This is a genomic window from Tenacibaculum halocynthiae (genome assembly GCF_964512825.1).
Classification (GTDB): Bacteria; Bacteroidota; Bacteroidia; order Flavobacteriales; family Flavobacteriaceae; genus Polaribacter; species Polaribacter halocynthiae.
On sequence record NZ_CAZELG010000031.1, the window covers coordinates 118,152 to 132,517 of the forward strand.

Annotated in this window: 13 protein-coding genes; all 13 read right to left on the reverse strand. The window is 27.6% G+C overall.

Features of this window, described 5'->3' with window-relative positions; all coding sequences use genetic code 11:
- The gene (locus ACKTTQ_RS12315) at positions 1 to 1,062 is read right to left on the reverse strand and encodes a glycosyltransferase (RefSeq protein ID WP_408049360.1); all 1,062 of its coding nucleotides are present in this window, start codon (positions 1,060 to 1,062) and stop codon (positions 1 to 3) included.
- The gene (gene asnB / locus ACKTTQ_RS12320) at positions 1,063 to 2,880 is read right to left on the reverse strand and encodes an asparagine synthase (glutamine-hydrolyzing) (protein ID WP_408049361.1); all 1,818 of its coding nucleotides are present in this window, start codon (positions 2,878 to 2,880) and stop codon (positions 1,063 to 1,065) included.
- Between the two features lies 1 nt (position 2,881).
- Complete coding sequence (locus ACKTTQ_RS12325; RefSeq protein ID WP_408049362.1) at positions 2,882 to 3,415, reverse strand: acyltransferase; 534 nt, start codon at positions 3,413 to 3,415, stop codon at positions 2,882 to 2,884.
- Positions 3,399 to 4,280: a hypothetical protein gene (locus ACKTTQ_RS12330; protein ID WP_408049363.1), complete on the reverse strand. Its 882-nt coding sequence runs from the start codon at positions 4,278 to 4,280 to the stop codon at positions 3,399 to 3,401. Before ACKTTQ_RS12330 ends, ACKTTQ_RS12325 begins: the two co-directional genes overlap by 17 nt.
- 310 nt (positions 4,281 to 4,590) lie before the next feature.
- On the reverse strand, positions 4,591 to 5,463 hold the full coding sequence (locus ACKTTQ_RS12335; RefSeq protein WP_408049364.1) for a glycosyltransferase family 2 protein: 873 nt from the start codon (positions 5,461 to 5,463) through the stop codon (positions 4,591 to 4,593).
- Positions 5,460 to 6,206, reverse strand: coding sequence for a dTDP-4-amino-4,6-dideoxyglucose formyltransferase (locus ACKTTQ_RS12340; protein ID WP_408049365.1), 747 nt, complete (start codon positions 6,204 to 6,206; stop codon positions 5,460 to 5,462). The genes ACKTTQ_RS12335 and ACKTTQ_RS12340 overlap by 4 nt, the downstream gene beginning before the upstream one ends.
- 2 nt (positions 6,207 to 6,208) lie before the next feature.
- Positions 6,209 to 7,291 (reverse strand): DegT/DnrJ/EryC1/StrS family aminotransferase, encoded by a 1,083-nt coding sequence (locus ACKTTQ_RS12345; RefSeq protein ID WP_408049366.1) that lies wholly within the window; start codon positions 7,289 to 7,291, stop codon positions 6,209 to 6,211.
- Positions 7,288 to 8,727 carry a lipopolysaccharide biosynthesis protein gene (locus ACKTTQ_RS12350; RefSeq protein WP_408049367.1) on the reverse strand — a complete coding sequence of 480 codons (1,440 nt, stop codon included), beginning with the start codon at positions 8,725 to 8,727 and terminating at the stop codon, positions 7,288 to 7,290. The genes ACKTTQ_RS12345 and ACKTTQ_RS12350 overlap by 4 nt, the downstream gene beginning before the upstream one ends.
- A 13-nt stretch (positions 8,728 to 8,740) precedes the next feature.
- Positions 8,741 to 9,613: a glucose-1-phosphate thymidylyltransferase RfbA gene (gene rfbA / locus ACKTTQ_RS12355; protein WP_408049368.1), complete on the reverse strand. Its 873-nt coding sequence runs from the start codon at positions 9,611 to 9,613 to the stop codon at positions 8,741 to 8,743.
- Between the two features lie 32 nt (positions 9,614 to 9,645).
- A complete protein-coding gene (gene rfbB, locus ACKTTQ_RS12360; RefSeq protein ID WP_408049369.1) occupies positions 9,646 to 10,692 on the reverse strand; it encodes a dTDP-glucose 4,6-dehydratase in 1,047 nt (348 codons plus the stop codon).
- 121 nt (positions 10,693 to 10,813) lie between these two features.
- On the reverse strand, positions 10,814 to 12,133 hold the full coding sequence (locus ACKTTQ_RS12365; protein ID WP_408049370.1) for a UDP-glucose dehydrogenase family protein: 1,320 nt from the start codon (positions 12,131 to 12,133) through the stop codon (positions 10,814 to 10,816).
- A complete protein-coding gene (locus ACKTTQ_RS12370) occupies positions 12,134 to 13,078 on the reverse strand; it encodes a Gfo/Idh/MocA family oxidoreductase (RefSeq protein WP_408049371.1) in 945 nt (314 codons plus the stop codon).
- Complete coding sequence (locus ACKTTQ_RS12375; protein ID WP_408049372.1) at positions 13,078 to 14,361, reverse strand: nucleotide sugar dehydrogenase; 1,284 nt, start codon at positions 14,359 to 14,361, stop codon at positions 13,078 to 13,080. The genes ACKTTQ_RS12370 and ACKTTQ_RS12375 overlap by 1 nt, the downstream gene beginning before the upstream one ends.
- Between the last annotated feature and the right edge of the window lie 5 nt (positions 14,362 to 14,366).

A 14,366-nucleotide genomic window follows, 5' to 3' on the forward strand; every position in this document is an offset into this window, starting at 1 on the left:
TTAAACTGACAAAAAAAGTTCTTTATATTGTTCTAGAATAATTTTTGAAGAAAATTTAGAATTAACAGACTCTATTACTTTTTGCCTATTAAAACCCTCTTTATGTACCTGTATAAGTTTTTCTTCAAAATCTTTTTCTGAATCAAAAAAATATCCATTGATTCCATTTTCTATTATTTCTTTAGTTCCTCCTGGGCAATTATAGGCTAAAACAGGGGTTCCTACAGAACAACTTTCTAATAGTGCATTTGGAAAACCTTCTACATATGATCCTTGTATAAAAAAATCACTTTCATATAAGTATTTTAGCACATTTTTAGTAAAAGGTATATAAATTATGTTATTATCTATGTCAAGATTTCTTGCGAGTTCTTTTATTTGCTCCTCTTCTTTTCCACTCCCTATAATTCTGTAATTATAATTATAATCTTTGATCTTTGACAAAGCTTTTAATACCCTCTCATGTCCTTTTTCTTTACTCAGCCTCCCTATAGTAATAAAATTTATTATTTCAGGTTTTTCTCTGTTGTAATTTAAACTACTATTTTTTGTTATTGGATTATTGATGACCTTAAGTTTATTCGGACTTAATTTAAAATTATTTATAAAATCATTTTTCATATCTAATGACTGACACACAATTTTACTAAATCTAGAATAAATTAATCTATTAATTTTTTTTGGCAATATTTTTTTATGAGATACATAATTATTCATTGCAGATATAACACTCGCTTCACGAGCTATAAATACTACATTCCGAAATAAAAAAGAGAGTAACCCCATCAATAAATTAACATGTTGTATTGAACTAAAAACTACATTAGGTTTATCTTTTAATATAACTTTAATTATAGAAGGTATCGCTTTCAATAACCTATTTTTATTTAAATAAGTCACATCAATTTTTTCTGTACTATATACAGCATCTTTTTCAAAACCCAGAACAATTAATTTACAATTAAACAAATCTTTATCTAGCCTCTCAACTAAAAAAGAAATTACCCTCTCCGCTCCTCCAGCTTTTAAACTAGGTAAGAAAAATATTATCTTTTTTTTCATTTAAACTTGTTTGTAGTAACCAAATTCAATGTACCATTTAGCTAATACATATACCCTCCATATATAAGATGAGTAATCTCTTTTATTTAGCATATGATCAGTATACATTTTTTTAAACTTCTCTACATTTAAATTAGGTACTTGTTTTAAAAAATTATCTGTTAAAATAGAATCAAATTCTTCTTTTAATTCAACTCTTATCCATTCGGCTATAGGAACTGAAAATCCTTTTTTGGGTTGATTAAAAACTTCCTCTGGTATATACTCTTTAAGAATGTCTCTTAGTATTTTTTTCTTTTTTCCTTTTTCATATCTAAATTCTATTGGTAATGCTCTTGCTAATTCTATTATTCTATAATCAAGAAATGGACTTCGAATTTCTACAGAAAAAGCCATACTTGCTCTATCTACCTTAACATTACTATCGTTTTCTAACCAAAGCTTTATATTTAAGTCAGCTGTTTTTTGGTAATCATTATCAGATAAATTCATAAAATCATTATAATGTGACATCCAACCTAAATCTCTATTAAGCAATAATGAATTATATCCAAGAAAAATTCCTTCTATAAAATTTTTTGTTGATTTTGTCCTTAAAATCCTTTTTATTGGTTCTGCCCTATGTTTAAATATTAAGGGGAAAATAAAAAATGAAAAAATGTATCTTAAAAAATAAGGAATTTTAACTAATTTTTTAAACTTTGTAACCCAATCAAAATTATTATACCCTAAAAAACTCTCATCTCCTCCATCTCCAGAAAGAGCCATTGTTACGTTAGTCTTTGTTACTTTATTTAATAATAAAGAAGGTAATGCTGAGCTATCTGCAAATGGCTCATCATAAGTTTCAACCAACTTTGGTAACATTTTTAAAATATCTTTTGGTTTACATGTAATTTCAGTATGATCTGTTCCTAAAATATTTGAATACTGTTTAGCTACTTTACTTTCATCATACTTAGGGTCTTCAAAACCAACAGAGAATGTTTTAATTTTATTTACAAAAGATTCTTTTGAAGCTAAACTTGTTACAAGTGCTGAATCAATTCCTCCTGATAAAAAGCTACCAAATGGAACATCTGACTGAAGTCTAATTTTTACTGCATCTTTTAAAAGATCATGAACTCTTTCTTTTGCTTGCTTATATGTTATATCTTTAACTTTTACTTTTTTTAAACTCCAATATTTTTCTTCTTTTTTTGTTCTATTCTTTAAGTCTATTATTAAATTATGTCCAGGTTTTAACTTATAAACATCTTCAAATATAGTCAAAGGGCTTGGGATGTAGCAACAATCTAAATAAGCCGAAACAGCTTTTTTATTAATTATTTTCCCTTTTGATATTGGCCTTAGTTGACTACATATTTCAAAAAAACCATCTTTCCAATAATAATAGAACGGTTTTACTCCTAACCTGTCTCTTGAACAAAAAACCTCATTTTTTTCAACATCGTAAATAGCGAAAGCAAACATTCCGTTTAGTTTACTTATCATTTTTTTCCCCCATCGATCATATGCCTTTAACAAAACCTCAGTATCCCCTTCAGTATCAAAAGAATAACCTTCAGCACACAATTCTTCTTTTACATCTAAATAATTATAAATTTCGCCATTAAAGACTATACTCAAATTTTTGTAATGCATTGGCTGATGAGATCTTTCATCTAAATCTATAATTGCAAGTCTTAAATGCCCTAAAGTTAAATTATTCTTTTTCTCAATTCCTGTATAATCTGGTCCGCGAAACTTGATTGAATTTAATTGTCTTTCTACTTCTCTTTTTTCTTTAGCTATGTTACTAATATAAATCCCACACATTTTATTTCAAATAATCTTTAATTTCACTGTTAACAACTTCATTAATTCTATCCCTGTAACTTTTGGATAAATCTAAATCTAAATCACTTATATTATTCTTTAAAACTCTATTTTTATACTGTTCATAAGAACCTATTATTTTAGCTGGGTTCCCTCCTACAATAACTCCACTTGGTATAGATTTTGTGACTACACTACCTGCAGCAACAATTACATTTGATTCTATTATAACTCCTGGCATAATAATTGAATTTACCCCAATAAAAACATTATCTTTAATTATAACCTTTTTATAAAGATATCTTCTTCCTTTTTCATCTCTTATTAACCAATTACCTCCATCATGAGTCAATAAGGTTACATTTGACGTAACAGTTACATTGTTTCCTATTTCAATAAGCCATGGTTCTGAACCAAATCTATGAGAATATATTCTACAGTTACTTCCAACTTTAACTCCTTTATAATTTGCATAAGCTGCTCCACCTTTTAAAAAAAGGATTAACAATTCTTTTACTTTAATAAATAACCTCATTCCGTTTGTTTTTTTTGAATAAAAATAAAATTGTCATTATGAAAAAACCTTCTACATATTTAAAAAGTAGAGGTTCTTTAAATTCAAGCCCTAAAATAATAACACATAACAAGGTCGTTTTTATTAAACCTAATGAATAACTAAATTTTCTTACAATATAATATATAAAGGAAAAATAAAAAATAAATGTAAATATTAATCCTATAGAATAATATGTTTGAATAAAACCAGAATCATGTCCTGATGTATTAATTCCATTTATAGCAATAGTTCCTGTCCCTAAAAAAAATAATTTTAAAGTCAATTCTGGGATATTTTGTTTATATAAAAGAGCATTAACTGTCTTATTATCCTTAACAACAAATGCATCTGACAACCAATTAACAAAATATTCTGATGAAAAGCCTTCTATAGAATTTAATTGGCTTGTGAATACTTTACTCAATGTTAAACTAGAAAAAACAAACAAAAATGTGAAGAGTAAATATATCATTATTTTTTTTAAACTTACAGTGTAATACATATAAGTTCCTAAAAACAATAATGATAAAAGCAAACCTGTTCTACCAATAAATATAGTACTTATTATACATATAATTATTAAAATCACTACTATTGATTTGTTTTTTGTTTTTTTATCACCCAGATAAATAAGCCCCACCCCTACACCTAAAGACTGAACTAAAGATAATGCCGCACCAGATGAAGAGCTTAACCCTAAGGCTCTATATAAATTTTCTGAAGAAAAATTTGCTCCAAAAAAAATTATACTATCAAAAAAAATTTTAAGAGAAGGATTAAAAAAACCATATATTAAAATCAATGACTGAATACTCGTTGCTAATAATATACTTTTTAAAAGCATTTGTTTATCTTTAATTTTATGAAGAATAAGACCTGAACCTAACAAGCTATATAATATAAAAAAAAGAAACCTTGAAAACTGAGTGAAATCCTCAGAGAATAGTGATTCTATAAAAGCTATAAACAATAATAATAGACATACTTTAAATAAAAAACCAAATTGTTTAAAAATTCTCGGGAGCTCTTTTAAGTTTGTTAAAATTAAATATAATATTACAATTCTTCCTGTTGTAACACTGGGTATAAATTTAAAATTAATGTCATATATTAAGAAAAATATGAGACTTGTATTTACAAGTAAATTTAATTTTTTAAACATTTTTTTTAAACATTAAGTTTATTAAAAAAAGTAATTTAAAGAAACGGTAAGTTATTTTAAATCTGTTTTGTTTTGTTTTATTATACTTATATATGTATAATTCTATTTTATTTTTTAGATAAAAATATTTTGAATACTTATAGTCAGAATATCTGTTAATATTTTCACAAATAACTTTTATTGATTTTATTTTTTTTAAATCATTTTTATTTTGAACTGAATTGGTTATTCCGCCTTCATGCCTCCTATAAACAGATGTAAACTCATTTAAATGATACAAATCACCCTTTAATAAAATAAGGAGAAATAATGGAATATCTGCCTGAATTAATTCTTTATTATATAGAAAATCTGGCAAACTTACTTTCTTAAACATAACTGTTGAAGTATGAAAAAAAAGTTGATATAAGTAGTCTTCAAATTTAAAAACATTTCTTTTTTTATCCCATCTCCAATCATATTTTTTAAAATCAGAATTATTACTTAATTCTACAACATTTGATGTTACTATTGAATATTTTGGATTATTCTTTAAGATTTCAAAACTTTTTTGTAATTTATATTTATCTATCCAATAATCATCTCCTTCACATAAAGCGAGATACTCGGTTTTGGCTTCTTTAATTGTATCAAACCAATTTGCTAGCATACCTACATTACTTTCCCTTTCAATTACTCTAATCATCTCAGGATATTTTTCTTGATACTCCTTACATATCAAAAGTGTATTATCAGTAGATTTATCCTCACCGATAATTACTTCAAAATCAAAATCTGCTTTTTGTGAAACAATACTTTCAATACACTCAGCTATAAAACCTTCATGATTATAAGCAATAATACAAACAGAAACTTTTTTCATCATTCTTCTTCTAATTGGATTTTTAAGAATATTTTTTTGTTTGTATTAGGGTCAATAAAAAAAGCATTACTATATTCTCCATGAGTTAATGCTCGTAATAAATTGATTAAATTCCCTGCCTTATAATTTCGATTTAAATCAATTTCACACAATTCATTGAAATCTTTTTTAAGAAATATATTATTATTATTATTCTCAGGAATTACAGTTTCAAAATTGTTCTCAAGAATATTTACTAAATTTTCTTTTAACAATTCTATTTCAGCTGTGATAACTTTATTGTATAACGTTAATGATGTATCAGCATTAGTTTTATCAACAAATTTTCTATCTATAATATTTCCGTGGTCTAGTTCTTCATCTATTTCATGAATAGTAGCACCAATGGGCAAATTATTTATTATAGCAAAGACTTGTGGATACCATCCTCTATTAATTGGATTATATCCTGGATGTACATTAATGCACTTTATTGTATTTACCAATTTCGGAGGGAATATTTGCTTACAATGAATTGAAAAAACTAAATCATATCTCTCACAAACCTGATCAACAACATTAGTATCTTTTAGGTTCTTGATTGTGACATTACTGTCCAATTTAGACTTAAACATTTCTATATCAGAAAATGGACTTATTGAAAAGGTCCAACTAACTTCTTTTAAACATAAATCTAAAGCTAATCTTTCAAATTCTTTACATAAAAAAGCATTATCTGAAATTATAAGTATATCTTTAAAATACATCCTTAATTATTTTGCACTCTTAATATTAATCTACTAATCATATCTACCGTTTCAATATCTAATTGACTATAAAAAGGAAGGCATAAAATTTTTTTAGATAACTCATCTGTTACTGGTAATATTTTACGTTCAACATATGGTAAACTATCAGCTAATGAAGGGAAAAAATATCTTCTAGTAAATATATCATATTTCTCAAGGTACTTCATCGTATTAAGCATTTGAATTTCAGACTCAAAGACAAGAGGATAATATGCATAATTATTTTTACTTTCATTATGCCACTTAGGTTTAACGGCTTTTAATGATCTTAAATTATTACTGTATCTTTCAAAAATCTCTTTTCTTTTTTGATGAATTTCATTTATATGAGTAAGGTTTACTAACCCCATTGCAGCATGAAACTCAGAGTTTTTACCATTAATTCCTAACTCACTAAAACTTTCAGAAGTTTCAAATCCAAAATTTCGCATATACGAAATTTTTTTTATCAAATCAGAATTTCTAGAAAAGATTAACCCTCCTTCAATACTATGGTATAATTTTGTAGCGTGTAAACTACAAATAGAGATATCTCCATAATCAAATATAGACTTATCTCCTATTCTTACACCAAATGAATGAGCTCCATCATAAATAACTTTTAGCTTATATTTTGACGCTAACTTACTTATTTTTTCTACATCACATGGATTACCATAAACATGAGTTGCTAATATAGCCGTTGTTTTATCAGTTATAGCTTCTTCTATTTTAGAAGTATCTATATTTAATGTTTCTTTACATATATCTACAAAAACAGGTGAACAACCTTCCCAAACTATTGAACTAGTTGTTGCTACAAAAGAAAAAGGTGTAGTAATGATTTCACCCTTTAGATTTAAAGACTTAATTGCCATTTGTAAAGCAATTGTACCATTTGTAACATATAATAAGTGGCTTACATTTAAATGCTTCTTCAATTTTAACTCTAATTCATTGGACAAAGGCCCCATATTTGTTAACCAATTACGCTTCCATATATCAGAAACATATTTATTATACTCTTTTTTAGGTGGCAAAAATGGTTTAACTACAGGTATCATCTATTAATTTTTATTAGATATTTTTTTACAAGAAGGTATGAGGGGAGCTTAATCAACTCACTAAACAAAACTAGTGAAATTATATACACGAAAGACTTAAATAAAATAGAAAGTAAGATATTACTCTCAAATTCAATATTCATAAAAAAAACTTTAAGAATAGCAGATATTAGAATAATTAAAAAATTTTTCATTATTAAAAAAAACTGTTCTTTATTTCCTATCATTATAATTCTTGAAGTCGTTGAAATATTAACATATAGAGAAAAAATGCTAATAATAACATTTCCATATACTAAACCTAATATTCCATATTGTATCGCAAAAAACACAATAATTATTGCAAAAATTTTCTTTATTATTTCTATTTTTAAAAACAAGTCACTTCTACCATATAAATTCAACATATTAATATTTAAAGTATGCACGGGATAAAATGCAAATGAAAAAATGAGTATGTTAAATATAGGTATAGAAGTTAACCACTCATCTCCTAAGACTCCCTTTATTAAATCATTAGAGATCAAAAATAACAATCCTGAAACTATGAACGAAAAAAACGAAATAACCTCTAGTGATTTTTTAAAAATCGTTAAAACTTCTTCCTTTTTATCTTTTATTTTAGCATAAAAAGGCAAAGTAACTTTAGATATAATACTCGAGAAAATCGAAATTGGGTAACTATTAAGCGTAAACGCTCTTTCATAATAACCAAGCATTTTAGCATTAAAAAACTTACCGATTAATATATTATTTAAATTATCAAAAATAACATTTAATTGACTCGATAACATTAACTTATACCCAAATTTAAAATGTCTTAAAAAGAGTTTTTTATCAAATAATAAATCTGGGCTCCATTTAACCCCAATCCAATAAACAATAGTCGAAATTATTTGGTTTAACAAAAACAAAACAACCAAACTCCATATTCCCCAACCGTTATATGCCAAATAAATTGCAACAACTGAACTTATTATATTTCCTGGCATATTAAACAAAGTGATTTCTTTAAACTTCATATTGACTGTTAATCTAACAATATGAATCGATTTAAAAGAAATTATAATAAAACCTAATGAATAAATTTTAATGACGTTTTCTAATATTGGTTCTTTATAAAATTGTGCTATATATGATGAGCAAATAAAAACAATCACATAAACTAAAATACTAACGAAAACGTTAGCCCAAAAAACAGTAGAAAAATCTTCCCTTAACGGAGATTTCATTTTAAGAATTGAGGTCGACATTCCTCCTTCAATAAGTGAGTTACCAATAGCTATAAAAACTGTAATCATACCTATTAATCCAAACTCTGTCGGACCTAAAACTCTTGCAAGTAAAATTGTTGTTATAAAATAGAGAGCTTTATTTATTAAAAGGTCTAAAAAAGTCCAATAAACTCCCTTAATAGCTGATTTAAAAAAATTCAATGTCTTAAAACTTTTATTCTTTAATTATCCTTCTTAAATAATCATAATAATCTCCTTTTTTGCCAAGAATATTCTTTTTTATTTCTCCTGAAGATATCCAATTTAAAGTGTGTGATATTTCTTCCAGGCAAGCAATTTTTAATCCAGTTCTTTTTTCTACAGCTTTCACAAATTCGGTAGCTTCAGTTAATGATTCATGTGTTCCTGTATCCAACCAAGCATATCCTCTACTAAGGATTTTCATTTTTATTTTTTTTTGCCTTAAGTATTCTTGATTTACAGTTGTAATTTCTAATTCTCCTCTATCAGAAGGTTTTACTTTTTTTGCTATTTCAATTACAGAATTAGGGTAAAAATATAGCCCAACCACTGCAAAATTTGATTTTGGTTCTTTTGGTTTTTCTTCTATACTAATTACATTATTATCATTATCAAAATCTGCCACACCATACCTTTCAGGATCTATAACATAATTACCAAAAACTACTGCTTTATTTTCTTTTATTACAGTTTCTTTTGCTCTCTTCAACAATTTTTGAAAACCAGACCCATAAAAAATATTATCTCCTAATATTAAACTGACATCATCATTCCCTATAAATTTTTCTCCTATAATAAAAGCTTGTGCCAAACCATCAGGTGAAGGTTGTTCTGCATATTCTAAACTAATACCTAATTGACTTCCATCTCCTAGTAATTTTTTGAAGTGTGGTAAATCTTGAGGTGTGGATATAATTAAAATTTCTTTTATTTCTGCTAACATTAAGACAGAGAGAGGATAATATATCATTGGTTTATCATAAATAGGTAATAATTGTTTACTAACACTAATAGTTAATGGGTGTAGCCTTGTTCCCGAACCTCCAGCTAAAATTATTCCTTTCATATTTTTTGTGAATTTTATTACTTATTAAAATCTTAAGAATACTGTTTTTTATAATAATTCTTATACTCTCCAGACGTTACATTTTCCAACCACTCTCTATTATTAAGAAACCAGTCTATCGTTTTTGATAATCCTTCTTCAAAAACAAGGCTAGGAGCCCAACCTAATTCTTTATTAATTTTTGTTGCGTCAATTGCATATCTCAAATCATGACCAGGCCTGTCTTTTACATAAGTTATCAATTTCTCTGAAGTTCCTTGGGCTCTATTTAATTTAGTGTCCATTAATTTACATAACAGAAGAACTAAATCTATATTTTTCCATTCGTTAAAACCACCAATATTATATGTCTCTCTATTAATTCCTTTATGAAATACTGTATCAATAGCATTTGCATGATCTATTACATATAACCAATCTCTAGTGTATTTTCCATCTCCATAAACTGGAAGTGGTTTTTCTTCTATGACATTATTTATAAATAATGGGATTAATTTTTCAGGAAAATGATTAGGTCCATAATTATTTGAACAATTACTAATAACATAAGGCATATTATATGTTTCTCCATAAGCTCTAACAAAGTGATCTGAACTGGCTTTAGAAGCTGAATAAGGTGAATTTGGATCATATGAAGTTTCTTCTGTAAACAAGCCTGTTTCCCCTAAAGCTCCATAAACTTCATCTGTACTAACATGATAAAATCGTTTATTCTCCCAATTCTTTTCCCATAGATTTTTAAATTCGTTTAATAAAATCATTGTTCCTAGAATATTGGTTTTCGCAAAAGCCAAAGGGTCTTTTATTGAACGATCTACATGAGATTCAGCAGCCAAGTGTATTACATTATTAAATTGATATTCACTAAAAATATTTTTTATATATGTTTCATCAGTAATATCACCATGCAAAAAAGTATAATTAGAACTTCCTTCTATATCTTTCAAATTCCCTAAATTACCGGCATAAGTTAATTTATCTAAATTATAAATATTATAATCTGGATATTTATTCACAAATGTTCTAATAACATGTGACCCTATAAATCCTGCCCCACCTGTAATAAGTATATTCTTCATATTTTACTTTTTTAATACTCTATAAGTTATCCTTTTACATTAAATATACATTTAACACTATAATAACTTTATTCAAATTACTTTAATTTAAAACTCTTTTAGTCCTTAATTAATAAGTTTTTTATTTCTTCCCTATCTGAAAATACTCAAAACCTATTTGGTCAAGGTTAAATCCATTATATTGATTTCGCCCATCAAAGATAATAGTATTTTTCATTAAAAGTTGTAATCTATTGAAATCTGGAGAACGAAATTCTTTCCATTCAGTCAATAAAATCATGGCATCTACCTCTTTTATCGCTTCATATTTATCCTTAGCATAAAACACCAAAGACTCATCAAAATAATATTTTTTAGAATAACTCATAGCTTTTGGATCATATACCCTAATTTTAGCTCCTCTTAACAACAATTCCTTAATAATAAAAATTGATGGAGCTTCACGCATATCATCAGTTTCTGGCTTAAAAGACAAGCCCCAAATAGCAAAAGTCAAGTCAAATAAATTTTCCCCAAATTTCTTTATTATTTTATCTAAAAAAAACTTCTTTTGATTTTTGTTTACTTCATCAACCGAAACTATTAACTGGGGATTATAACCAGTCTCTTTTCCTAGTTGAATTAGTGCCGAAATATCTTTTGGAAAACAAGTTCCTCCATACCCTACACCAGGATACATAAAATTATAACCAATTCTAGAATCGGAACCTATACCTATTCTAACTTTATTTATATCAGCTCCAGTATTCTCACATATATTAGCCATTTCATTCATAAATGAAATTTTTGTCGCTAACATTGCATTAGCTGCATATTTGGTCATTTCAGCAGAAGCGATATCCATTGTTATAAGTCGATCATATGTTCTAAAAAAAGGACTATATAATTCCTTCATTTTTTTGAAAACATTGTCTTTTTCTGCCCCTATAACAACTCTATCTGGTTTCATAAAATCATTAATTGCAGCTCCTTCTTTTAAAAACTCTGGATTCGAAACCATATCGAATCTAACTCTTATTTTTCTTTCTTTAATACCCTTTTTTATAATCTTTTCTATTTTATTAGTTGTACCTACCGGGACTGTAGATTTAGACACTATAATTTTATAAGCATTAATACTTTCTCCAATAATATTTGCTACATTAAAGACAGCCGATAAATCCACTTCTCCGTTCTTATCCATAGGAGTTCCTACAGCCACAAAAACTATATCAGATTCTTCTATTGCTCTCTTAGTATCAATAGAAAAAGACAATGTCTTATGTATATTATTCTGAATTAACTCCTTTAAACCAGGTTCGTAAATAGGTATTATCCCATTATTAAGCTTCTCTATTTTTTGTTTATTTTTATCTACACATATAACTTCGTTTCCCATTTCTGAAAAACAAGTTCCTACAACTAATCCAACATAACCTGTACCTATAACTACTAACTTCATCTATTTAATAAAAGGATGCTTCTCTCCCTCTCTTTTCAAATCAATATTTCTAATATCATATACAATTTCAATTGATGGTCTTGCATCCAGTAACCCAAACCCATTTCCTTCCAAAACACCTCTATAACTCTCTGTATGTAAACCTGTAAAACCTCCACTAAATTCAACTTCATCTCCATCAATAGTTATTGATCGATAAACCCTCTGCCCTTTTTCTTTAATTTCTTTTGGCAATGAATCTTCATTAATTGATAAAAACCATCGTACTCTAGCTTTTTTAAATTCTAAATACCCAGCTGATTTATCTTTTTCTCTCAAGTGCACAATACTTTCTTGTACATCACCAAAAACCCAAGATAACATATCATAAAAATGAATTCCTATGTTTGTAGCAACACCACCTGACTTACTTTTATCTCCTTTCCAAGAAACATCATACCAATTTCCTCGAGAAGTTATATATGTTAAATCTACATCATACTTCCCTTTTTTATCCTTGCCCTCCTTCTTTACCTTGTCTTTCAAAGCCAAAATACTTGGATGTAGACGTAACTGAAGAATTGTATTTATTTTATTCCCTGATTCTTTTTCAATCGCTTCAAGCGCGTCTACATTCCATGGGTTTAATACTAAAGGCTTTTCACAAATAGCATCTGCTCCTCTTCGTAACGCCATTCGTATGTGTGAATCATGTAAATAATTTGGTGTACAAATACTTACATAATCTAATGAAATATTTTGCTGACGTTTTATTTTTTCTATATGACGATCAAATCGTTCAAATTCCACAAAAAAATCTGCATTAGGAAAATAACTATCCATCACACCTACACTATCAAATTTGTCTAAGGCAGCAATTAAATTATTGTCCGTATCTTTAATCGCTTTTAAATGACGTGGAGCTATATAACCTGCTGCTCCTATAAGTGCAAAATTCTTCTTCACTATAAATTTTTGTCTCTTATTGTATCAGAAAGTATATTCTTAACATCGTATACAACAGATTTTTCTTTCTTTATCAACGAAAAATCTAGCTCTTTAAATTCATTATGAGCAACCGTTAATACTATTGTATCAAATCTATCTGATGGTAACTCTTTCAAAGAAACCAATCCATATTCATGAGCTACTTCTTCTTCATTTGCCCATGGATCATATATTATGACATTAGTACCGTATGATTTTAAAGCTGACACTACATCTACAACTTTCGTATTTCGTACATCAGGGCAATTCTCTTTAAAAGTTATCCCTAACACTAATACTTTAGCATCTTTTATTCTTACATCTTTATTTATCATTAGTTTAACAACCTCAGATGCCACATAATCCCCCATGCTATCATTCAAGCGTCTTCCTGCTAAAATTATTTCTGGGTGATATCCATATTCTTGGGCTTTCTGAGCTAAATAATAAGGGTCTACACCAATACAATGCCCCCCTACTAAACCAGGTTTAAATGGTAAAAAATTCCATTTCGTTCCTGCTGCTGCCAAAACATCATGCGTATTAATATCCATTAAACCAAAAATCTTAGCTAGTTCGTTCACAAAGGCAATATTAATATCTCTTTGTGAATTCTCTATTACCTTTGCTGCTTCTGCTACTTTTATTGTAGGAGCTAAATGAGTTCCAGCTGTTATAACTGATTTATATAATTCATCTACTTTTTTTCCTATTTCTGAAGTTGATCCAGAAGTAACTTTTAATATCTTCTCAACAGTATGTTCTTTATCTCCTGGATTAATTCTTTCGGGCGAATATCCTCCATAAAAATCTTTATTAAATACTAATCCAGAAACCCTTTCTAATACAGGAATACATTCTTCCTCTGTAGCTCCAGGATACACAGTTGATTCATAAACCACAACGTCTCCTTTCTTCAATACTTCCCCAACAGTTTCACTTGCTTTTATTAAAGGGATTAAAACAGGCCTATTGTTTTTATCTACTGGTGTTGGCACTGTAATTATATAATAATTGCAATCCTTTATATCCTCTAACAATGTTGAGCAAAACAACCCATTCCTATTAGACGATTTATTCACTAATACAGATTGCAACACTTCATCTGAGACTTCTAGAGTAGAATCAGTTCCTGACATTAATTCAGATACTCTTTCTTTGTTTATATCAAAACCTATTACTGAATATTTTGTTGCAAATAACCTTGCTAATGGTAGACCTACATACCCTAATCCTATTATTGCTATTTTTGGTTGTTTCATTTTTC

Excerpts from the sequence above, each read along its gene's own strand:
- ACKTTQ_RS12325 (WP_408049362.1), bottom strand. The coding sequence starts at position 3,415 with ATGAGGTTATTTATTAAAGTAAAAGAATTGTTAATCCTTTTTTTAAAA.
- rfbB (WP_408049369.1), bottom strand. The coding sequence starts at position 10,692 with ATGAAGAATATACTTATTACAGGTGGGGCAGGATTTATAGGGTCACAT.
- ACKTTQ_RS12365 (WP_408049370.1), bottom strand. The coding sequence starts at position 12,133 with ATGAAGTTAGTAGTTATAGGTACAGGTTATGTTGGATTAGTTGTAGGA.
- ACKTTQ_RS12315 (WP_408049360.1), bottom strand. The coding sequence starts at position 1,062 with ATGAAAAAAAAGATAATATTTTTCTTACCTAGTTTAAAAGCTGGAGGA.
- ACKTTQ_RS12345 (WP_408049366.1), bottom strand. The coding sequence starts at position 7,291 with ATGATACCTGTAGTTAAACCATTTTTGCCACCTAAAAAAGAGTATAAT.
- ACKTTQ_RS12330 (WP_408049363.1), bottom strand. The coding sequence starts at position 4,280 with ATGCTTTTAAAAAGTATATTATTAGCAACGAGTATTCAGTCATTGATT.
- ACKTTQ_RS12375 (WP_408049372.1), bottom strand. The coding sequence starts at position 14,361 with ATGAAACAACCAAAAATAGCAATAATAGGATTAGGGTATGTAGGTCTA.
- ACKTTQ_RS12340 (WP_408049365.1), bottom strand. The coding sequence starts at position 6,206 with ATGTATTTTAAAGATATACTTATAATTTCAGATAATGCTTTTTTATGT.
- asnB (WP_408049361.1), bottom strand. The coding sequence starts at position 2,880 with ATGTGTGGGATTTATATTAGTAACATAGCTAAAGAAAAAAGAGAAGTA.
- ACKTTQ_RS12335 (WP_408049364.1), bottom strand. The coding sequence starts at position 5,463 with ATGATGAAAAAAGTTTCTGTTTGTATTATTGCTTATAATCATGAAGGT.
- rfbA (WP_408049368.1), bottom strand. The coding sequence starts at position 9,613 with ATGAAAGGAATAATTTTAGCTGGAGGTTCGGGAACAAGGCTACACCCA.